We start from the raw sequence: 19,646 nt of genomic DNA, 5'->3' as shown, positions 1-19,646 counted from the left end.
TCCTCAGCTGCCCCAGGAGTCACGCAGGGTGACGGTGCGGTTGAACACCGGACGGCCAGGCTGGCTGTCCTTCAGGTCGGCGCAGAAATAGCCTTCGCGCTCGAACTGGAAGCGGTCTTCAGGCTCGGCCTGGGCCAGCGACGGCTCGGCGCGGCAGCCTTGCAGCACTTGCAGCGAGTCGGGATTGATGTTGTCGAGGAAGCTGCCGCCGTCTTCGGTTTTCTCCGGGTTCGGCGAGCGGAACAGACGATCGTACAGGCGCACTTCGCATTCGACGCTGGCCTCGGCCGGCACCCAGTGGATCACGCCCTTGACCTTGCGCCCTTCGGGGTTCTTGCCCAGGGTGTCGGGGTCGTACGAGCAGCGCAGTTCGATGACATTGCCATCGGCATCCTTGATCGCCTCGTCGGCGCGAATCACGTAGCTGCCGCGCAGACGCACTTCACCGCCTGGCTCCAGGCGCTTGTAGCCCTTGGGCGGGGTTTCCATGTAGTCGTCGCGGTCGATGTACAGCTCGCGGGCGAAGGGCAAGGTGCGCACGCCCATGTCTTCCTTGGGGTGACGGGGCAGCTCGAGCTGTTCGACCTGGCCTTCGGGGTAGTTGCTGATCACCACCTTCAGAGGTCGCAGCACGCACATGGCGCGGGGCGCGGTGCGGTCGAGGTCGTCACGGATGCTGAATTCGAGCATCGACATGTCGACCACGCCGTCGGAACGGTTGGTGCCGACCATGTCGCAGAAGTTGCGGATCGAGGCCGGGGTGTAGCCGCGACGGCGATAGCCCGACAGCGTCGACATGCGCGGATCATCCCACGAGTCGACGTGCTTTTCGTCCACCAGCTGCTTGAGCTTGCGCTTGGAGGTGATGGTGTAGTTCAGGTTCAGGCGGCTGAACTCGTACTGGCGCGGATGCGCCGGCACCGGCAGGTTGTCGAGGAACCACTCGTACAGCGGACGATGACCTTCGAACTCCAGGGTGCAGATCGAGTGGGTGATGCCCTCGATGGCATCGGACTGCCCGTGGGTGAAGTCGTAATTGGGGTAGATGCACCAGGTGTCGCCGGTCTGGTGGTGATGGGCATGGCGAATGCGGTAGAGAATCGGGTCGCGCAGGTTCATGTTCGGCGAGGCCATGTCGATCTTGGCGCGCAGTACGCGCTCGCCGTCCTTGAACTCACCGGCTTTCATGCGCGCGAACAGGTCGAGGTTCTCGGCGACGCTGCGCTCGCGGAACGGGCTGTTCTTGCCTAGCTCGACCAGGCTGCCACGGTATTCCTTGGCCTGCTCGGGGGTCAGGTCGCAGACATAGGCCTTGCCCTGCTCGATCAGCGCCACGGCCCAGGCGTGCAACTGGTCGAAATACTGCGAGGCGAACCGCACCGGGCCGGCCCACTGGAAGCCCAGCCACTGTACGTCACGCTGGATGGCGTCGATGTATTCCTGGTCTTCCTTGGCCGGGTTGGTGTCGTCGAAGCGCAGGTGGCAGTCACCGCCGAACGTCTCGGCCAGGCCGAAGTTGACGCAGATCGACTTGGCATGGCCGATGTGCAGGTAACCGTTGGGCTCTGGCGGGAAGCGCGTGACGATGCGCGAGTGCTTGCCCGAGTCCAGGTCGGCCTGAACGATCGGCCGCAGGAAGTTCGCAGGGGCGGCGGGGGCGCCTTTGGCAGCGGCGTTGGGCGCGTTGTCGGCAGTGGGCTTGCTCATAGGATCCTTGAATGCACGTGTCTGGCCCGGGTAGGCCGATTCAATCAAAACGCCTATCATAGCCGATGCAGTCAAGCGGCTGACAGCCGCTGGCCGCAAACGACCGCTATTTGTCACCCTTTGCCCCATGGCACGGCACTGACGACGTGTCGCCAGGGTCAGACGCTGCGTCAGCCAACGGCACGCGCCCGGCGCAGCCCTCTACTTACCTGCCTTGAAAAGCGAGTTTCTCCATGTCCAAAGTCAAACTGACCACCAACCACGGCGATATCGTTCTGCAACTCAATGCCGAAAAAGCCCCGCAGACCGTCGAGAACTTCGTTCAGTACGTCAAGGACGGCCACTTCGACAACACCGTCTTCCACCGCGTCATCAAAGGTTTCATGATCCAGGGCGGCGGCTTCGAGCCTGGCATGAAACAGAAGCAAACCCGCGCCAGCATCCAGAACGAAGCCGACAACGGCCTGAAGAACATCAAGTACAGCATCGCCATGGCCCGCACCATGGAGCCGCACTCGGCCTCGGCGCAGTTCTTCATCAACGCCTCGGACAACGATTTCCTCAACCACAGCGGCAAGAACGTCCAGGGCTGGGGCTACGCCGTGTTCGGCGAGGTGATCGAAGGCCGTGAAGTGGTCGATGCCATCGAGAAAGTCGCCACCGGCTCCAGCGCAGGTCACCAGGACGTGCCGAAAGAGGATGTGATCATCAAGAAAGCCGAGATCATTGAGTGATTCTGCTGATCTCCGATCTGCACTTGCAAGAACAACGCCCGGACATCACCCGGGCGTTTCTCACTCTGCTCGAGGGCCCGGCGCGCGATGCCCAGGCCTTGTACATTCTCGGTGACTTTTTCGAAGCCTGGATTGGCGATGACGCCATGACGCCCTTCCAGCTAAGTATCTGTCAGGCACTGCGAGCCTTGAGCGACAGCGGAACCGCGGTGTTCGTGATGCACGGCAATCGTGATTTCCTCATCGGCCAGGCGTTCTGCAAGGCCGCTGGCTGTACTCTGCTCGCCGACCCAAGCGTGATCGAGCTGGCCGGGCAGCGGGTGCTGCTGATGCACGGCGACACCCTCTGCACCGGTGACGTTGCCTACATGAAATTGCGGCGTTACTTACGCAACCCGCTGACGTTATGGGTGCTTCGTCACCTGCCGTTGGCCACCCGACAGCGCCTTGCACGCAAACTGCGCAGCGAAAGCCGCGCCCAGACGCGCATGAAGGCCAGCGACATCGTCGACGTCACACCCGAGGAGGTGCCCAAGCAAATGGCCGCCCACGGCGTGCGCACATTGATCCATGGCCATACCCACAGGCCGGCCGTACACCCTTTGCACGTTTCAGGTGAACCCGCGCAGCGCATCGTGCTGGGTGATTGGGACAGCCTCGGCTGGCTGGTGCAGGCCGATGAACAGGGCCTGCACCTGCGCTCGTTCGCCTTGTCCTGAGGCGAACCCGCGCAAACCGACTACTCCGACCCCGTCACCTTGGGCTGGTCGTTTTCGTTGATGACGTCGCTGCGGTAGTGTGGATCGGCCTTGATCTGCGCCTCGGTGAACGGCAGCGGTGCCAGTTGTCTGGCCGCGAACGCGCGGGTCTGGTCGGCGAAGTGCGCCGAAGCCGCTTCACTCGACAGAGAGAACGCCAGCAAGCCCTGCGCCTGCGGACCCTGGTCGGTGAAGCTGACCACCTGCAGATAGCTGGTGCCGCCCACCACCAGGCGCTTGCCCGGCGCGCTGGGCACGCTGACCATGGCGTTGTACACCCCCAGCGCCTGCGGCCCGCCCGCTACCGGCGTGCCACTGGCGGCTTGCTGGATCTGCCCCCAGGTGGCGTCATTCGGCACGCCTTGCGCCTTCACGTGTTCCAGCGACGCTAGCGCCGCTTCACGCAGTAATGTCCGTACTGCCGCTTGTTCTACCGCAAGACCTCGCGGGGTGTGCTGCGGGTCAGCGGGATCGAATCCCACACGCCAGACCTCGGGATGATCGGCCAGAGCCTGGAAAATGTTCTGGAAATGCACGAACCCGATACCGCTTTCGGCGTCTGCCTTGCCGTTCCAGGCGCGCAGGCTGTTGCACAGTTCGGCCAGGTCCTGCTGCACGCCTTCGCACCACTGGCGCAGTTCGGGCAGTACCAGCTCAGCCAGGTACACGTCATCGTTCAGAACCAGGTCGCGCAGCGCCTCGGCATCAAGCCGCGCCGCGCCGTGCAAGCGATTCAAGGCAAAGCGGCTGCGCAACCCGAGTGGCTGGTCAGCGCGACTGACCAGCGGCGAAAAACCAGTCAGAGGGTGCGCTGGATTGACCATCCAGGCCGAGTCGTTGGAATTCTGCACAAAGTCCCGGCGCATCAGGCTGGGCAGTTGGTTGGCCGGAAAAATGCCCGGCTGCGCGGCCTGCGCATCGACTTTCCAGGCACAGGCGCTGCGCGAGCCGTCGAGTACCACCAGTGGGCTGTCCGCGGCCGGGTCACTGCATCGAGCCAGCAATGCGTCGTCCACATAGGGCACCACCGACTGGTTCAGGTACAGCGCCTGGCCGCCCTCGTCCACCGCCAGGGTGTTGACCCACGGAATGCCCTGGGTCTGGCTCACCGAGCGTTGCAGCGCGGCGAGGCTGCCTGCGCGGTTGATCTGATCCCACTGCTGTAACACCCGCGTATTGTCGAGGTTGGCGTCACGCAGGGCGTAGGCATGGCGATGGTCCCAGTCGAGCTTGCCGGGCCACTGCAGCAGCGGCCCGAAGGACGAGGTGTAAAACTGGCGCTCGACCTGCTCGAGGCTGCCATCGGCCTGCCTGACAGTGACGCTCAGGCGCTGGGTTTGCAGCGGCCTGGAGACACCATCGAGCAGGTATCGGGTGGAGTCCTTGGGATCGAGCTGCAGGCGGTAGAGCGTGAAATGCCTGGAGGTATCGACAGTGTGAGTCCAGGCCAGATGCGCATTGAAGCCGATATTGATCATCGGCAAACCCGGCAGCGCAGCGCCCATCACGTCCAGTTGCCCCGGTATGGTCAGGTGCATCTGGTAGAAGCGCAGACCACCCAGCCAGGGAAAGTGCGGATTGGCCAGCAGCAGACCGCGGCCGTTGGCCGAGCGCTGCGATCCGACTGCGATGGCATTGCTGCCGCGCTCGCTGGCAAAACGCTGCTGGCGTGCCAGGGCACTGGCGAAGCGTAACTCATCAGCGCGTGCGGCCAGCCCTGGGGGGGTGGCCGCCACCAGGGCTTCGGCGAACTGCCCCGCCCCGCCCTCGGCGAGCATGCGCCGGGTCAGCTTGACCAGATCGCGGCTTGTGATTGGCCGCAGTCCTTCGCCGGCGCCGCATTCGGCGGGCAAGCCGGCGCTTCGACGTTCGGCGAGTATGCGGTTGAAGCCGCTGGCGTAGCCTTCCAGCAGCGCGCGTACCTGGGCCGGTTGCGCTTGCAGGAACGCGTCCACCGCTTGGGGCGTATTGAGCCAGGTGAAGAACAGGTCGCTGTCCAGGTTAGTGCGCTGCTCGAGGGTAGTGGCCTCGGCGCCGTAATGCCGCGAACGCTCACCGTTGACAGTCAGCACTTCATCGGCGAGCAGGCACAGGTTGTCCTGACCATAGGCATACCCTACGCCATAGCCCAGACCGCGGGAGTCAACGGCCCGGATATGCGGCACGCCAAAAGTGGTGCGGCGAATCTCGGCGCTGGCCTGTCCTGAAGACTGGGCTGCCTGCGCAGCGCAAGAGGCGACGAAGATGGCCGTCAGGCCGAGGCACGCCACGTGGCGTGAAGATGTGGTCACAGGCACTCCTGATGAATCTGCGGGTCATCATGAGCAGACGAGTAGCGCGCAGTGAGGTTTAGGCGTGCCGGACGCAACCTGTAACAACCGAGTGGGAAAGTTTTTTCCACTCTGGTTGCAGATTTTTCGTTTTCATCCGTCTTACTTATTCGAGGCACCCAAAAAAACAATCGGGACAGTCCACGAAAAGGAGCATTCACATGTACAACCCGCTACCCGCTTCGCAACGCCCCAAGCCCGGCGGCAAATCCGCCAACTGCAGCGGCGAGCCCAGCGAAGAGCGTCTGGGCAACGAGCAGATTCGTGAGTTGCTGCGCGTCTACGGCCTGCGCACCAGCCTGATTCGCCTCAAGGTGATCGACGCCCTGCACGCGGCCGACCGCGATGGACGCAGCATCGGCGTACGCGGTGTGCACGCCCAGCTCGAGCAGTTGGACATCCCGTTGTCGTTCCTCAGTGTGCGCGAAGTGCTCAAGCGCCTGTGCGCAGAAGGGGTGATCGCGCTGGGTAGCGACAAGTGCTACAGCCTCAATGCGCAGGCGCGCGCGGTGCTGGAGCAACGCTGAAGCGCCGGCCGACCAATCGGTGGCCGGCCTGCGGGTATCACGAACGCTTGACCTTGCGCCGCAGTACGCCGTTGATCACCACCACCAACACGGCAATGGCGATCGCCAGGTACTGGAAGGTCTGCTCGGTGATGGTGCCCTGCTTCTGCAGGTGAGAAAGCCCCAGCATCGCGACGAACATCACCACGATGATCAGGATCGAGTACTTCAGGCGCTGCATGTGTGTCATGGGTAAACATTCCTACTGCATCGAAGGCAAAAGGCTCGAATGAGCTGCGCGAATGATACCCCGGTGATCGTTTGTGTAGGGCGTTGGAGCGTGCATTTCGGCGCCTTGCGCTGATTCAGCGAGGGTCATACAAGCCTCGATGCGGTCGATTTAGCTACGCCCCTCGAAAAAACAACGGCTGGACCACCTCCGAGCGGACTCTTCCTACACGCTAGTCTCACGCTGCCTGCAAACTTGGCCCCAATATGACTACAGAAGGCGGCCCGATTGGCGCCTAGCGACCCCTCAGACGCTACTCGACAATTCGCTCACGCCTCGGCCGTTCAGCGCCGTAGGCCGCAGATGTCTTCGTTCGTTACTGAGGAAATTCTTATGCACATGCCCGATCTTTCCCGCATCGACACCGAACAACTTCCCGAGTCCCTGCAATCGCTCATCGAATGCGTTGGCATTGAAAACGCCTATCGCCTCACCTATGCCTATGGCGGCAGGCCCAAGTACATACCCAAGCACCGCGAACGCACCCGACTGATCGAGATCCTGCCGGGCGATGCTCTGGATTCACTGATCAAACGCTTTTCGGGAATGGCCCTGGAAATTCCCAAGGTCGATCATTTCCAGCGGCAACTGCGCAACCTGCAGATCATCGAAGAAAGCGCCAACGGCCTTTCCCGGAGCCTGCTGGCTGACAAGTACGGTTTGAGCCTGAGGCAGATTGGGAACATCCGTCGTCAGCACTGACGCATCGCCAGCGGACCCCGCCCCATGATCCTGCCGACACGCCGGGACACACCTTGCGATGCGTCCCGGCCAGGCCGGCAAGTACCCTCCTCCCGTCGCGGTCGATGCGCCGCAGGCGTTCCTCAGAAGTCTCGCTTGTAGAAGATATCCAACGAACTGGCCAGACCGCTGGCCGCCTCCAGATACACCATCTTGCTCAGCTTGTAGCGCAAGGCGATGGTATTGGCTGGCTCGAAAACCCCTACCCCATAGCGCAAGCTCAGCTTCTCGGTGAGGTTGCCGCTGGCCACCACACTGGTGCTGTTGCCGCTGCCTTCGGTATCGAGCTGGAAGTCATCGATACCCAGTCGATTGGCGACGTTCCCAGTCAGACCAGCACTGCCTGCCAATCCCAGTCCCAGCGCAGCCTGCGCAAGCATGTTGTTGTCTTCACCCGTGGTGCCCAGCGGACGACCCAGGACCAAGTACGACAATGCCTGCTCCTGGCTCATGGCCGGCTCGGCGAACACCGTGGTGGTGGGTTGCTCGGCGTTGCCACTGAGGCGAACACCAGCCGTCACGTCATCGACCTGACGGATCGCTTCGATGTCCAGAAACGGCTGGTCGATGGGCCCGGCGAACAACAACCGTGCGCGGCGGATGGTCAGGCGCTGGCCATAGGCGCGGTAACGTCCGTCGGCCAGGCTCAGTTCGCCGCGGGTGTCCATGTTGTCACCCACATGGACGCCGCCCTTGAGGTTGGCGGTCAGGCCGAAGCCGCTGAACGAGAGCTTTTCTCGACCGACCTCGACGTCGACGTCCATCGCGATCTGCATCGGCGGCTTACCCTGTTCGGTCTGCTGGCCAACGATCACGGTATCGTCGGAGACCTTCACCGTCGAGGGCGGCAGCTCGCGCACAGTGATCTTGCCCTTGGGCACCTGCACCTTGCCGACCACGGCCAGCTTGTCGTCGACCAGACGAATGTTCAAGTCAGGTGCGACCTCAAGCGTTGCATAGGGCTCGACCGTCACCGGTAGCTGCTGGCCTTGCAGACGGACATCGACACCCAGCGCCTGCCCCCAGGTCAGGTTGCCACCGATCTGGCCACGTCCGGCGGCGCCACTGCGCCAGCCACCACTGAGCTCGACCCGCTCCCCGGCGATCATCGCCTGCACCGACAGATCCTGCAGGCTTATCGGCAGCTCGGCGCCGCTGACTTCACCCCCACTGAGGGTGAGGTTGCCATTGACCTGCGGGGCCATCAGCGTACCCGACAAGCGTCCGCTGCCGTTGAGCTGGCCGGCCAGACGCTCGACCATCGGCGCGAAGGGCCGCGCTACCCCGATGTCCAGCCCGCTCAGGCGGAAGTCGCCCGACAAGGGTTTGTCGGCGGCCATGGGATCGATGCGGGTAGTGAGGTTCAACGAACCCAGACCCTGGCCCTGGAAGGTCAATTGAGTATCGACCCGGCGTGGCGCCAGCGTACTGTCCAGGCGCAGGGCCTGATACGGGAAGGCAATCCAGCGATCCTGGTCGCGCAGGCTCAGGGTGCCGCCACTGGCATCGACCCGCACCGTGCCTTTCGGGCCGCTGGCCGGGATGTCGAGGTTGATGTCTGCGCTTAGCAGGCCTTTCCAGGCGAAGTCCTTGGGCATCCACTGTGCCAGGCTGTCGAGCGGGAATTGCTTGAGGTGATAGCGAATGCGCGGCTCTGGGGCCAGGCGCTGGTCATCACCACACAGGCTGGCCTGGCCAGAGCGCCAGCAGTGGGCGCCGAAATCCACTTGCCCGCTGGCCAGACGCTGCAGACGTGCCGGCGCCTGTAGACGCCAGTCCTGGCCACCGGCCTGGATGCGGCCACTGGCCAGGCGTCCACGCCAGTCACCGTTGCCCAGGGTGCCGTCCACGCCCAGATCGAGCTTGAGCTGCGGGCCATCCAGGCCCAGCGTCAGCGCCTGCTGGCGACTGTCGCCCTTGCCGTTGGCGACCAGCGTGCCCAAGGCGGTTTCGCCGACGCGAATGGCACTGGCCTTCAGATCGATCAAGGCACGCTGCGCGGAGTCGAGCTTGCCGTTGAGGTCCAGGCGCTGGATGCGGTTGTCGTCCTGGGCCAGCTCGGTGCCGAGCAACTTGACCGTCCCCTGGGGCGCGTCGAGGGTGCCGGCGACATCCACCTGGCCTTTGACCTGGCCTTGCAGGCCCGGCCACAGCTGGCCAAGGCGTGGCAAATCGAGGTCGATGCGCCCGGCCAGCCGCTGCTCCAGACTGCCGCTGCCGTTGATGCGGTTGGCGCCCAACTGCACCGCCAGCGCGCCCAGCGTCCAGCGCTCGCCGGCCCCTTGGGCATCGACCTTGAGCAGCGCCGGCTGGCCACGCAGGCGGCCCTTGAGGTCGAGCTTGGCATCCAGGCTCAGCCGTTCGTCCTTCATTTCGCCGGTGCTGCGCAATGGGCCGGCCAAGGTGCCAGGCAGTTCGGCTACCCAATAGGCCGGATCGAGCGCTGAAAGCTGCAGGTCGACGTCCCAGGCCAAGGTTTGGGCAAACCGCACGCCGACACTGCCCGCGGCCTTGCCCTGCCCCGCGGTCAGTGCCAGCTTGGGCAGCTTCACCTGGGTCAGATCACCTTCGAATGGGCTGGTCAGGTTGAAGGCACCTGCCGGGCCGTCCAGATCACCGTTGAAATCACCGCGATACTTGCCATCGTCGTACTGCACCTGCGCCTTGAAGCGCTTGAGGGTGACTTGCGGCGGCTGCTCCATCGGGTACAGGCGCAACCACGGGAAGTCCAGCCAGTCGAGCTTGGCATCGGCCTTGATGCCCTGTTGCCAGTCGGCATTGGCCTGCAACTTGACCCGCTCTTTGTCGCCTGCGGTCAGGTCCAGGGCCTGCACCTGCGCGCCCTTGGCATCGGCACGGCCATTGAGCGCCAGGGCGATCGGGCCTTTTTCGGCCGGCAGATTGGCGACGCCGGTCAAGGCGAAGCCATCGAGCAGGTTACCGCTGGCATCGAGCTGCAGTTGTTGCAGACGCAGGGTGTCAGGCAGCGCCTGGCTTGGCTTGAACGATTCGGAGCGGATGCGCACGGTCGCCGGCAGGTTTTCGGCCAGAGCCTGTACCTCACCGGTGAGGGTGGCATCGAGGTAGCCCTGGGTGGTGGCGTTGAGGGTCAGAACCTTTTGCAGCTCACCCTTGACCTGCAGTTGCAGTGCCAGCGGCTGTTCGTCGACCGGCGGCAACTGCGCGCTGCCGCTCAATTCCAGCGGCCAGTCGCCATTGGGCTGCACCAGGCCTTGCAGACGGGCATGGAGGTCTTCGCGCTGCACTTCCAGGCGGTCGATGCGCAGGCCCTCGGGGGTCCAGTGCGCCACCAGTTGCAGATCGCCCAGCAGTTCGTTGCCGTCCAGACGCAGTTGCCCGACTTGCAGCTCCTCGATCTCGATCGACACCGGCAGATCGAGGCTTGGCAGTTGCAGCGGCCCGGCATTCGGGTCTGGCTCGCTCGGCGCGAAAGCCATGTCGATGCGTTCGGCTTGCAGGCGACGAATGCACAAAGCCCCGCGCAGCAGACAGCCCGGCGTCCAGTCGAACTGCGGCGCCTGCACCTCTACCCGGCTTTCGCCGCTGATCCAGCGCAGTTGGCTGGCCTGCCACTGACCGCCCAAGTGACCTTGGAACTCATCGACCTGCAATCCCGGCACCAGCCCCAGCGCCCAGCGGCTGCCGGCCTGGCTGCCCAGCACCACGGCAAGCGCCACCAGCAGCAACACCAGCAACCCGACAATCCCCAGCGCGCCGCCCTTGAGCGCGGTTTTTACCCCACGCCTCACAGTTCCGGCCCCATGGAGAAGTGCAGGCGGATGCCGCCGTCATCATCCAGCGCCTTGGCCAGGTCCAGGCGCAGCGGGCCAATGGGCGAGACCCAGCGCACGCCGAAACCGACCCCGGTCTTGAGGTTGGAAAAGTCCGGGGTATTGAAGGCGTTGCCCTGGTCGATGAAGGTCGCCACGCGCCATTTCTCCGTCAGCGAATACTGGTACTCGGCGCTGGCTGCGAACAAATACCGGCCGCCGATGCGGTCACCGTCGCTGTTTTTCGGCGACAGGGTCTGGTAGTCGTAGCCGCGCACGCTCTGGTCACCGCCGGCGAAGAAACGCAGCGATGGCGGAACATTCTTTTTGTAGTCGTTGGTGGCACTGCCGCCGAACTGCACACGGCCGAGCAGGCGGTGGTTCTGCGCCACCGTGGTCAGGCCCTTGAGGGTGACGTTGCCGTACAGCAGGTTGGTGTCGGAGACCAACCCTTCCTTGGCGACCTTGGCGTCGAACTGCAAGCGGTAGCCGTTGTGCGGATCGATGCGATTGTCGCTGCGCAGGTAGGAGTAGGTGACGCCGGGCATCAGCAGGTTGCTCAGGCCCGAATCGTCGCCCAGCTTGTACTCTTCACGCTGGTACTTGAGCGACAGCACCCGTTGCCAGCCACTGGGCAGCTTGCTATGCCACTCCGGGCCAACCGTGAGCAACTGGCTGACCGTGTCGGTACCGGCGATTTCCTCGTTCTGGTAGCCGCCTGCGAAGCGCAGTTTGTCGGTCAACGGCGGGTCGAGGGGGACGTCATACCAGATGCCGACGTTCTGCCGGGGCGCCGACAGCTCGGTTTCCCAACCGTAACTGTGGCCCTGCGGATTGACCCAGTGCCGCGTCCAATTGGCTTTGCCGCGCGGACCAACGTCGGTGGAAAAACCCAGGCCAAGGCCCATGGTGCGCGGTTTGCGGGTTTCCAGGTTGACCGCCACCGGCACTTGCTGGTCGACCGCAGCGGTGGGCGCCGCGTCGACCCGAACGCCCTCGAAATAGCCGCTGGACTGCAAATCGTTGTTGAGTTCAGCGATCAGCTCGGAATCGTAAGGCGTGCCCGGTTTGAACGAGACCATGCGTTGCAGCAGGTCCTGGTCGAGCGGAGTATCGCCGCCGAAGGTGACTGCACCGAGGCGATAGCGCGGACCACTCTGATAGACCAGGTCGATGTCGGCCACGCCGGCGCGTGGATCGATCGCCAGTTGCTGGCGGGTGAAGTGACCACTGAAGAAGCCATAGCGCGACGCCTGGTTCTGGATCAGGCGCTTGGCATCTTCGTAATAGCCGTGGTTGAGCGGCTGGCCTGAGCGCAGCAGCTTGCTGTCAGGGACACGGAACGAGGCCAGCCCGCTGGCCGGACCCTCGACGCGCACGTTGACGTTGCGCAGGCGCACCGGCTCACCCGGTTCGATGGTCACCAGCAGTCGCGGTGAGGCCTCGGCATTGGCCGGGGGCTGCACCTGGGTGTCGATCTGTGCCTGGTAATAACCCAGCGCCTGGGCCGCCTTTCGCGCCTGCTCCTCGGCACCGCGACTGAAACGCAGCAGCGCTTCTTCGTCACGGTTACCCAGGCTGCCGATGTAGCCCTCGACATTGGCCTTGAGCGCCTTGTTGGCCGGTTTGATCCGCACCACCAATTCGCTCTGCCCCCATGCGGTAAAACTGGCGACCCAGATGATCAGGCCCCAGGCAACTCTTCCTGAATATTTCATGCGCGGCATGCTACCAGAGGCGAGCGTCGATGAAAGCCGTTTGCGGGTCACTCATGTCGGTACGGCACGTGAGGAGGTCGGTGCAGAGTGGAAAAACACCTGCTCGATGACCGGTCCGATGGTCACTTCACCCAACGCTTCATAGCCCTGGCGCTGGAGGAACGCGACGGCGTGAGGGTTGCTGGTGTTGAGCACCACGCCCTCGGTGTACGGGTCTTCAGCGCACCAGTCATGCACCTCCTGAAGCAGACGATCGGCATAGTGCTCACCTTGAAACTCAGGGTGGATACCCAGCAACGGCAACACATGAACCTGCTCGGTGGGCAGCCAGCTGGACAGTGCGGCCTGGTAATCCAGGTAACGTCGGGTACTGCGCAGCCCGGCGCGAATCATCATGCGCAGGCGCCAGCCCCAACTGTCGGCCACCCCCAGGCGGCGCTGCGGCGGCACGATCAGCGCGACGGCCACCAGACGGTCGTCCACCAGCAGGCCGATGGCCGGTAGTTTGAAGTTGAAATGCTGGCGTACCCATTCGCGGATGACCACCCGCAAGCGCCGCTCGTAACCGCCACGCTGGGCATCGAACAAAAAGCCGTAGGCCGGTTCACGGCGATAGGCCTCGAACAGCAAGGCACGCACCTCACGGGCAAAGCCATTGTCGAGCATGCAGACCTGCGGTTCGGACGGGGATGACATGGCGAGCGGACCTCCTGGAATTGACGTTTAGCCTTGGAGGCGCGCGCGTGGCCATCGTTCACCGCTATAGCAGGCAAATACGCGTGCCAGGCGCGATGCTGGTGGTTGCGGCGTGACTCCGTTAGCATCCGGGCTTTTACCAGGGCAAGCCTTTCCCATGAAGATCGTCTGTTTCAACATCAACGGCCTGCGCGCCCGTCCGCACCAGCTGGCGGCGTTGATCGACAAGCACCAGCCCGATGTCATCGGCCTGCAGGAAACCAAGGTCAGCGACGAACAGTTCCCGCTGGCCGAGGTGCAGGCGCTGGGTTATCACGTGCATTACCACGGACAGAAGGGCCACTACGGAGTCGCGCTGCTCTCGCGCCAGGCGCCGCTGGCGCTGCACAAAGGCTTTGCCGGTGACGAAGAAGACGCCCAACGGCGCTTCATCTGGGGCACCTTCGCTGACGCCAACGGCAACCCCATCACCATCATGAACGGCTATTTCCCCCAGGGTGAAAGCCGCGATCACCCCACCAAGTTCCCCGCCAAGCAGCGTTTCTACAACGATTTGCAGGCGCTGCTCGAGGGGCAGTTCAGCAACGACCAGCCGCTGATTCTGATGGGTGACCTGAATATTTCGCCGCAGGACTGCGACATCGGCATCGGCGCCGACAACGCCAAGCGCTGGCTGAAGACCGGCAAGTGCAGCTTCCTGCCAGAAGAACGCGAGTGGATGGAGCGCCTCAAGGGCTGGGGACTGACCGACAGCTTCCGCCACCTGCACCCGCAGGTCGACGATCGCTTCAGCTGGTTCGATTACCGCAGTCGCGGCTTCGAGGATGAGCCCAAGCGTGGGCTGCGCATCGACCTGATCATGACGTCGGCGGCATTGGTGCCGCGGATCAAGGATGCCGGGGTGGACTACGAACTGCGCGGCATGGAAAAGCCTTCCGATCACGCACCGATCTGGCTCGAACTGGGCTGATCGGCAGGAAGCGTAAGGACCGCCAGGCCGCCCATCGCCGCTGCGGTGAGCCGCGATGGGCTGCAAAGCAGCCCCAATAACCTTGGACGTCGCTTACTTGACCACACCACAGGCCATGCGCGCACCGCCGCCACCGAGTTTTTCCGGGTGGTCGCTGTGGTTGTCGCCACCGGCGTGGACCATCAGCGCGTGGCCTTTGAAATCGCTGGCCTTCAGGCGCGGTGCAAGGACCGGATAGGTGGCCTTGCCGTCGGCACCGACGTAGAGGGCTGGCAGGTCGCCGCGATGGCCGCTGTCGTCGTAAGGACCTTTGTGTGCCTTGGTGTCATCCGGGTCCCAGTGACCACCGGCCGCGCCTGCAGGGACCGTCTTGCCGTCTTCCTGGGCAGGATCGCACGAGGCCTTGGCATGCAGGTGGAAGCCGTGCACGCCTGGCGGCAAGTCTTTCAGATCAGGGGTGAGCAGCGCGCCGTACTTGTTCTGCTCGATGCTCACGGTGCCGATCGACTTGCCCGCGCCATCGGGACCGGCAAGCTTCAGCTCAACGGTTTCGGCCGCCTGGGCCAGACCGGCGCTGGCCAGCAGGGCGGTCATTAACAGTGCTTTCATGGTGGTGTCTCCTTGGCATTGATCAGTCGGGCGTCGTACCCGGTATGACAGGTCCTTGCAGAACCCGCGTGAAGCATCGGACTACACACAGGCGCTGCGATTCCATCGTGCTACACGTTGAAACAGTTGCCTCTCACCTAAGCGACCGCGCTGCGCGCGCTCAGTGACACCCAGTAGCGCGTGTGGTACTGCACCCGCAACGGCAGACTGGCAGCCAGCAAGGCGAGGATACGGTCGGTGTCATCAAGGGCGAAGGTGCCGGTGACGGCCAGGCGTTCGAGGCTCGGCTGCCAGCGCAGTACGCCAGGGCGATAGCGGTCCAGCTCGCGCAGAAAGTGCCCAAGTGGCTGGGCCTGGACGATCAGCACGCCTTGCTGCCAGCTCGGCATCTGCGGGTCGAAGGCCTCGACGCCTTGCACCTGGTGCGCACTGAGGCGTGCACGCTGCCCGGACTCGAGCACGGTTTCACCGCCCTGTCGCGGCAACAGGCGCAGTGCGCCACGCAGCGCTGATACCTCGCAGTCCTGCTCGCCTTCGCGTACGCAAAAGCTGCCAGCGCCGGCAAGGATGCGGCCATCGCGGGTCTGCACCTGCAAAGGGCCGACGCTGTCCACAGCGATCTCGCCGCGCAGCAGATGCAGGCGTGGCCGGCCCGCTTCGAACGCTATGTTCACTGCGCTGGCGGTGTTGAGTTGTACGCGGCCGCCACCGGCCAGCTCGACGCCACGTCGCTCGCCGGTGGCGGTGGCCAGATCAGCGCCCCACCGCGTCATCGGCAGTTGCCGGTAGGCCACCCACGCCAGGGGCGCCACGGCGCCCAGCGCCAGGGCCTGGCCGAGCAACTTGCGCCGCTGCCGGTCAGGCCGGTCCAGGCAGCTCAGACCAATGGGCGGCGGCACCTGGCTGAAACGCTGGCGCAACTGCTCGGCCTTCTGCCACAACGCTTCATGGGCGGCGCTGCGGGCGCGCCAGTGTTGCAGTTGCAACGCGCCGTCAGCGTCCAGCTCACCGGCGTCCTGGCGCGCCAGCCACTGCGCGGCCTCGCGGGCGAGCTGGCGGGCCTGGCTGTCGAGCTGGACGCTCACAGCTCGACCAACAGGCAGTGCTCGTACGCCTGGGCCATGTAGCGTTTGACGGTGCGCTCGGAAACCTGCAAGCGGCTGGCGATACAGGCATAGCCGAGGCCTTCGAGCTGGGCCCAGAGAAACGCCCGGCGTACCACCAGCGGCAGCCCGTCGAGCAGTTCATCCAGCGCATGCAGCGCTTCGAGCAGCAGCCAGCGCTGCTCAGCCGAAGGTGCCAGCTCTTCGGGCAGGTGCTGCAAGGCCTCCAGATACGCACGCTCCAGACTGCGACGCTGGTAGTGATTGACCAGCAAGCGCTTGCCCACGGTCAGCAGGTAGGCGCGCGGCTCGCGCAGGCTCGGCAGGCTGTTGCTGCGCTCGGCTGCCAACACCCGCACGAAGGCATCCTGGGTCAGGTCAGCCGCCGTCCAGCGATCACCCAGGCGACTGCGCAACCAGCCTTCCAGCCAACTGCTGTGCTCACGGTAGAGGGTGTTCATGCAAGGTGAAGGCGCCGCAAAGGAATCGGTCATACACAGGCACGCAGGCAGAGTGGGTAAGGTGCAAATGCGAGTGATTCTAATTGCTTTAATAGCGTGCGCCAAGGTCTGCCATTGGTCGCTGCCTGGCGACCTGGGGACTGGCAGCGATGCCCGCGCCACGGCTATCCTTCCTGCAGCCTGACGCATACGGACCCTCATAATGAACTTCGCCCCCGCCATTCCGGTACTGCGCATCTTCAACGTCGACAAGGCCAAAGAGTTCTACCTGGACTTTCTCGGCTTCAGCCTCGACTGGGAACATCGCTTCGCCGCCGACCTGCCGCTGTATGCGCAAATACGCCGCGACGGGCTGATCGTGCACTTGTCCGAGCATTACGGCGATGCCACCCCCGGCTCGACGGTGTTCGCCCGGGTCAGCGACCTGCGGGCACTGGAGCAGGAGCTGCAAGCCAAGCGCTATGGCTACTCGCGGCCCAGCGCCGAGCAGGTCGACTGGGGCTGGCAGATGCAGATCGCCGACCCGTTCGGCAACCAGCTGCGCTTCTGCCAGCAAGACGACTGACACCTTTACCCTGCCGCCAGGGTTGGTTACCCTTGGCAGCCTTTCCTGTCCATGAGGTAGTGGTCCGATGCGCCATTGATGCCGCCGTCCAGTCGACGGCCAGTCTTCATTCCCTAGCCTGCTCTGGGGATGTCGCGGCATGCGTGGAGCTTTTCATGACCCCTTCTTCGCTTCTGACGCTCGACAGCGTCGCCTGCACCTTGCCCAACGGCCGGGTGCTGTTCTCAGATCTGACCGTCACTCTCGATCAGCGTCACACCGCCCTGGTGGGCCGCAACGGCGTGGGCAAAAGCCTGCTCGGGCAGATCCTCGCCGGGCAGCGGCTGCCCAGTGAAGGTCGCTGCCTGCGCTACGGTCGTATCCATTTGCTCGATCAGCAGATCATCCACCACAGTCGCAGCGTTGCCGAGCTGGCCCAGGTGGCCCCAGTGCTCGATGCCCTGCAGCGCATCGCCCAAGGCAGCACCGATCCGGCCGATTTCGACGCGGTAGGCGAGCGCTGGAACCTGGCTGAGCAATTGCAGATGCTGTTCGCCCGCCACGGCCTTGGCGCCCTCGACCCGCATGCCCCGGTCGATGTGCTGAGCCCCGGTCAGGCCATGCGCGTGGCCGTGCTGGGGGCGTTCCTCAGTGACGCCGACTACCTGATTCTCGATGAGCCCAGCAATCACCTCGATCACAACGCCCGCGAGCAATTGCAGACACTGATCAGCCAGTGGCCCAGAGGCCTGCTGCTGATCAGCCACGACCGTACCCTGCTCGAGCCGTTGCAACGCACCCTGGAACTCACCGCCCACGGCCTGCTGGATTTCACCGGCGGCTACAGCGCCTACCAGCGTGGCAAGGCCGAGCAGCAGGCGCGGGCCGAACAGGCACTGGGGGCGTTGAAGGCGCAATGCGAGCGCCAGGCACAGGCCGCTCGTCAGCAGCGCGAAAAACTGCAACGCCAGCAAAGTCGCGGGCAAAGCCAGGCGCGTCAGGCCAACCAGGCGCAAATCCTCCTCGATCGGCAGCAGCAGCGCAGTCAGACCAGTACCGGCAAACGCCAGCAGCAGTTGCAGCATGCCGAGGCGGCGTTGCAGGCCAAGGTGCGTGAAGCCGCCCAGCGCGTCGAACAGCCCCTGGCCATTCACCTGCGCCCGCCCGACGTCCAGCGCCATGCGGGTCGGCCGGTACTGCAGCTAGACCAGCTGCGACTGCCCTATGGCAATCCTGCGCCACTCGACCTGCGCTTGCTGGCAGGTGAACGAATGGCCGTGACCGGCGCCAATGGCAGCGGCAAATCCACCTTGTTGCAGGTCATCAGCGGTCAGCTCGCGCCGCGCGCGGGTGAGGTACGTGTGCACGGCAGCATCGCCCTGCTCGACCAGCACGCCAGCCTGCTGCCGGGTCAGTGCAGCGTCATCGAGTACCTGCGACGACACAGCCCTGGCCTGGACCACAGCCAATTGCGTACGCGCCTGGCGCAACTGGGTCTGGATGCGACGCGGGTCGAGCTGCCCAGCCACCTGCTCAGCGGCGGCGAGCGAGTCAAGGCGGCCCTCGCCGCCCTGCTCTACCGACCTGAACCCGTCGACCTGCTGTTGCTCGATGAACCTGGGAATCATCTCGACCTGCTGTCGTTGCAGGCGGTCGAGCAGATGCTCGGTCAATTTCGCGGCGCGCTGCTGGTGGTGTCCCATGACCAGGTTTTTCTCCAGCAGATCGCTCTCGACGGACGTCTGAGCCTGTGAGGCACGCTATCGGCGGGTGGCTCAACCCAGTGCACGCACCTGCTCCTGCAGTTGGCGCAGCGAGCGCAGCCCCTGCTCGGCGCTGACCTGCGCCGGCAAGCTGTCTTGCAAGTCGCTGAAGATTTCCAGCGACAGCGGCCCGCGGTAGCCGGTGGCAAGAATCGGTTGCAGAAAGCCGACCATGTCCAGTTCACCCTCGCCCGGGAAGCAGCGGTAGTGCCGGCTCCACTGCGAGACATCCATGCGCTTGAGCGGCGCATCGGCCATCTGCACGAAGGCGATCTTGTTCCCGGGAATCTCGGCGATGCCCTGTGGGTCGCCGTTCAGGGCCAAGGTATGGAAGCTGTCCAGCACCAGGCCCAGGGCCGGGTGATTGGCCTCGCGCACCAGCATCCAGGCCTGCTGGTAGGTATTGACCTGGCGCCCCCAGGCCAGCGCCTCATAGCCCAGCCGCAGGCCGCGGCGCTCGGCGCGCTCGGCCAGTTGCCGCAGGTCATCGATCAACTGCGCCGAGTCGCCGCTGGCGTCGGCCTGGGTATTGCTGCACACCAGCATGCGCGTGCAACCGAGGGTCTGCACGATGTCGAAGGTTCGCTCGGCGCGCTCGAGCTGGCTGGACAGTTGCTCCCGAGGACAACCTTCGAAGTCACGGAACGGCTGATACAGGCTGATTTCCACGCCCAGGTCGGCGCAGCGTTGACGCACCTCGGCGGCGCTGCCCGAATAGTCGAGCAGGTCGTTTTCGAACAGTTCCAGGCCGTCGAAGCCGGCTGCGGCGATGGCTTCGAGCTTATCCGGCAAGGCGCCGGCCAGAGATACCGTGGCAATACACTGTTGCATGGCAGATTCCTTGATTCGAGCAGGCGTATTGAGCAAAGGCCGACGCCGTGTTGGCGGTACGGCAGGTTCACAGGTAAAGTCGCGCCCGCCTTTGC

General features: G+C 64.3%; 16 protein-coding genes and 1 pseudogene. 7 read left to right on the top strand and 10 right to left on the bottom strand.

Features of this window, described 5'->3' with window-relative positions:
- Positions 1 to 3: 3 nt before the first annotated feature.
- Positions 4 to 1,707, bottom strand: a complete 1,704-nt coding sequence (locus LK03_RS17200; protein WP_038413617.1) for a glutamine--tRNA ligase/YqeY domain fusion protein — start codon at positions 1,705 to 1,707, stop codon at positions 4 to 6.
- A gap of 233 nt (positions 1,708 to 1,940) precedes the next feature.
- Between LK03_RS17200 and LK03_RS17195 the strand changes: the two genes are divergently transcribed.
- Positions 1,941 to 2,441 (top strand): peptidylprolyl isomerase, encoded by a 501-nt coding sequence (locus tag LK03_RS17195; protein ID WP_038413616.1) that lies wholly within the window; start codon positions 1,941 to 1,943, stop codon positions 2,439 to 2,441.
- Positions 2,438 to 3,160 (top strand): UDP-2,3-diacylglucosamine diphosphatase, encoded by a 723-nt coding sequence (gene lpxH, locus LK03_RS17190; protein ID WP_038413615.1) that lies wholly within the window; start codon positions 2,438 to 2,440, stop codon positions 3,158 to 3,160. The genes LK03_RS17195 and lpxH overlap by 4 nt, the downstream gene beginning before the upstream one ends.
- 20 nt (positions 3,161 to 3,180) lie before the next feature.
- Here lpxH and LK03_RS17185 read toward each other — a convergent pair whose 3' ends face one another.
- Positions 3,181 to 5,490: an acylase gene (locus tag LK03_RS17185; protein WP_038413613.1), complete on the bottom strand. Its 2,310-nt coding sequence runs from the start codon at positions 5,488 to 5,490 to the stop codon at positions 3,181 to 3,183.
- Positions 5,491 to 5,690: 200 nt separating this feature from the next.
- Here LK03_RS17185 and LK03_RS17180 point away from each other — a divergent pair, with 200 nt between their 5' ends.
- A complete protein-coding gene (locus tag LK03_RS17180) occupies positions 5,691 to 6,056 on the top strand; it encodes a fe2+ zn2+ uptake regulation protein (protein ID WP_038413612.1) in 366 nt (121 codons plus the stop codon).
- Positions 6,057 to 6,093: 37 nt separating this feature from the next.
- Here LK03_RS17180 and LK03_RS17175 read toward each other — a convergent pair whose 3' ends face one another.
- The gene (locus tag LK03_RS17175; RefSeq protein WP_038413611.1) at positions 6,094 to 6,285 is read right to left on the bottom strand and encodes a hypothetical protein; all 192 of its coding nucleotides are present in this window, start codon (positions 6,283 to 6,285) and stop codon (positions 6,094 to 6,096) included.
- Positions 6,286 to 6,663: 378 nt separating this feature from the next.
- Between LK03_RS17175 and LK03_RS17170 the strand changes: the two genes are divergently transcribed.
- Positions 6,664 to 7,026: a transcriptional regulator gene (locus LK03_RS17170; protein ID WP_430962090.1), complete on the top strand. Its 363-nt coding sequence runs from the start codon at positions 6,664 to 6,666 to the stop codon at positions 7,024 to 7,026.
- A gap of 122 nt (positions 7,027 to 7,148) precedes the next feature.
- On the opposite strand, the gene LK03_RS17165 is transcribed toward LK03_RS17170, so the two are convergent.
- From LK03_RS17165 to LK03_RS17155, 3 genes are read right to left on the bottom strand one after another with little or no spacing between them, the layout of a single operon-like run.
- A complete protein-coding gene (locus LK03_RS17165) occupies positions 7,149 to 10,796 on the bottom strand; it encodes a translocation/assembly module TamB domain-containing protein (protein WP_430962084.1) in 3,648 nt (1,215 codons plus the stop codon).
- Between the two features lie 35 nt (positions 10,797 to 10,831).
- Complete coding sequence (locus tag LK03_RS17160; protein WP_038413605.1) at positions 10,832 to 12,574, bottom strand: autotransporter assembly complex protein TamA; 1,743 nt, start codon at positions 12,572 to 12,574, stop codon at positions 10,832 to 10,834.
- A gap of 51 nt (positions 12,575 to 12,625) precedes the next feature.
- Positions 12,626 to 13,270 (bottom strand): GNAT family N-acetyltransferase, encoded by a 645-nt coding sequence (locus tag LK03_RS17155; RefSeq protein ID WP_038413604.1) that lies wholly within the window; start codon positions 13,268 to 13,270, stop codon positions 12,626 to 12,628.
- A 157-nt stretch (positions 13,271 to 13,427) separates the two neighbouring features.
- On the opposite strand from LK03_RS17155, the gene xthA reads away from it, so the two are divergent.
- Positions 13,428 to 14,240: an exodeoxyribonuclease III gene (xthA, locus tag LK03_RS17150; RefSeq protein WP_038413602.1), complete on the top strand. Its 813-nt coding sequence runs from the start codon at positions 13,428 to 13,430 to the stop codon at positions 14,238 to 14,240.
- A 93-nt stretch (positions 14,241 to 14,333) separates the two neighbouring features.
- Here the strand turns inward: xthA and sodC are convergent, their stop codons facing one another.
- From sodC to LK03_RS17135, 3 genes are all read right to left on the bottom strand, one after another.
- On the bottom strand, positions 14,334 to 14,849 hold the full coding sequence (sodC, locus tag LK03_RS17145) for a superoxide dismutase family protein (RefSeq protein ID WP_038413601.1): 516 nt from the start codon (positions 14,847 to 14,849) through the stop codon (positions 14,334 to 14,336).
- Between the two features lie 137 nt (positions 14,850 to 14,986).
- Entirely contained in the window at positions 14,987 to 15,934 is a 948-nt protein-coding gene (locus tag LK03_RS17140) for a FecR domain-containing protein (RefSeq protein ID WP_038413599.1), read from the bottom strand.
- Entirely contained in the window at positions 15,931 to 16,446 is a 516-nt protein-coding gene (locus tag LK03_RS17135; protein WP_038413598.1) for a sigma-70 family RNA polymerase sigma factor, read from the bottom strand. Before LK03_RS17135 ends, LK03_RS17140 begins: the two co-directional genes overlap by 4 nt.
- A 169-nt stretch (positions 16,447 to 16,615) precedes the next feature.
- On the opposite strand from LK03_RS17135, the gene LK03_RS17130 reads away from it, so the two are divergent.
- Positions 16,616 to 16,978, top strand: a complete 363-nt coding sequence (locus tag LK03_RS17130) for a glyoxalase superfamily protein (protein WP_038413597.1) — start codon at positions 16,616 to 16,618, stop codon at positions 16,976 to 16,978.
- Positions 16,979 to 17,133: 155 nt separating this feature from the next.
- Complete coding sequence (locus tag LK03_RS17125; protein WP_038413596.1) at positions 17,134 to 18,711, top strand: ABC-F family ATP-binding cassette domain-containing protein; 1,578 nt, start codon at positions 17,134 to 17,136, stop codon at positions 18,709 to 18,711.
- A gap of 33 nt (positions 18,712 to 18,744) precedes the next feature.
- Here LK03_RS17125 and LK03_RS17120 read toward each other — a convergent pair.
- Positions 18,745 to 19,551 (bottom strand): annotated as a pseudogene (locus LK03_RS17120) (sugar phosphate isomerase/epimerase family protein); the annotation flags it as partial.
- Positions 19,552 to 19,646 lie beyond the last annotated feature (95 nt).

Origin of the sequence: Pseudomonas cremoricolorata, assembly GCF_000759535.1 — a bacterium.
Taxonomy (GTDB): domain Bacteria; phylum Pseudomonadota; class Gammaproteobacteria; order Pseudomonadales; family Pseudomonadaceae; genus Aquipseudomonas; species Aquipseudomonas cremoricolorata_A.
Note: the sequence above shows the minus strand (reverse complement) of the source record. Positions and strands in the feature narration are given on the sequence as shown.

Excerpts from the sequence above, each read along its gene's own strand:
- LK03_RS17200 (WP_038413617.1), bottom strand. The coding sequence starts at position 1,707 with ATGAGCAAGCCCACTGCCGACAACGCGCCCAACGCCGCTGCCAAAGGC.
- LK03_RS17195 (WP_038413616.1), top strand. The coding sequence starts at position 1,941 with ATGTCCAAAGTCAAACTGACCACCAACCACGGCGATATCGTTCTGCAA.
- LK03_RS17180 (WP_038413612.1), top strand. The coding sequence starts at position 5,691 with ATGTACAACCCGCTACCCGCTTCGCAACGCCCCAAGCCCGGCGGCAAA.
- LK03_RS17175 (WP_038413611.1), bottom strand. The coding sequence starts at position 6,285 with ATGACACACATGCAGCGCCTGAAGTACTCGATCCTGATCATCGTGGTG.
- LK03_RS17170 (WP_430962090.1), top strand. The coding sequence starts at position 6,664 with ATGCCCGATCTTTCCCGCATCGACACCGAACAACTTCCCGAGTCCCTG.
- LK03_RS17160 (WP_038413605.1), bottom strand. The coding sequence starts at position 12,574 with ATGAAATATTCAGGAAGAGTTGCCTGGGGCCTGATCATCTGGGTCGCC.
- LK03_RS17155 (WP_038413604.1), bottom strand. The coding sequence starts at position 13,270 with ATGTCATCCCCGTCCGAACCGCAGGTCTGCATGCTCGACAATGGCTTT.
- xthA (WP_038413602.1), top strand. The coding sequence starts at position 13,428 with ATGAAGATCGTCTGTTTCAACATCAACGGCCTGCGCGCCCGTCCGCAC.
- sodC (WP_038413601.1), bottom strand. The coding sequence starts at position 14,849 with ATGAAAGCACTGTTAATGACCGCCCTGCTGGCCAGCGCCGGTCTGGCC.
- LK03_RS17135 (WP_038413598.1), bottom strand. The coding sequence starts at position 16,446 with ATGACCGATTCCTTTGCGGCGCCTTCACCTTGCATGAACACCCTCTAC.
- LK03_RS17130 (WP_038413597.1), top strand. The coding sequence starts at position 16,616 with ATGAACTTCGCCCCCGCCATTCCGGTACTGCGCATCTTCAACGTCGAC.
- LK03_RS17125 (WP_038413596.1), top strand. The coding sequence starts at position 17,134 with ATGACCCCTTCTTCGCTTCTGACGCTCGACAGCGTCGCCTGCACCTTG.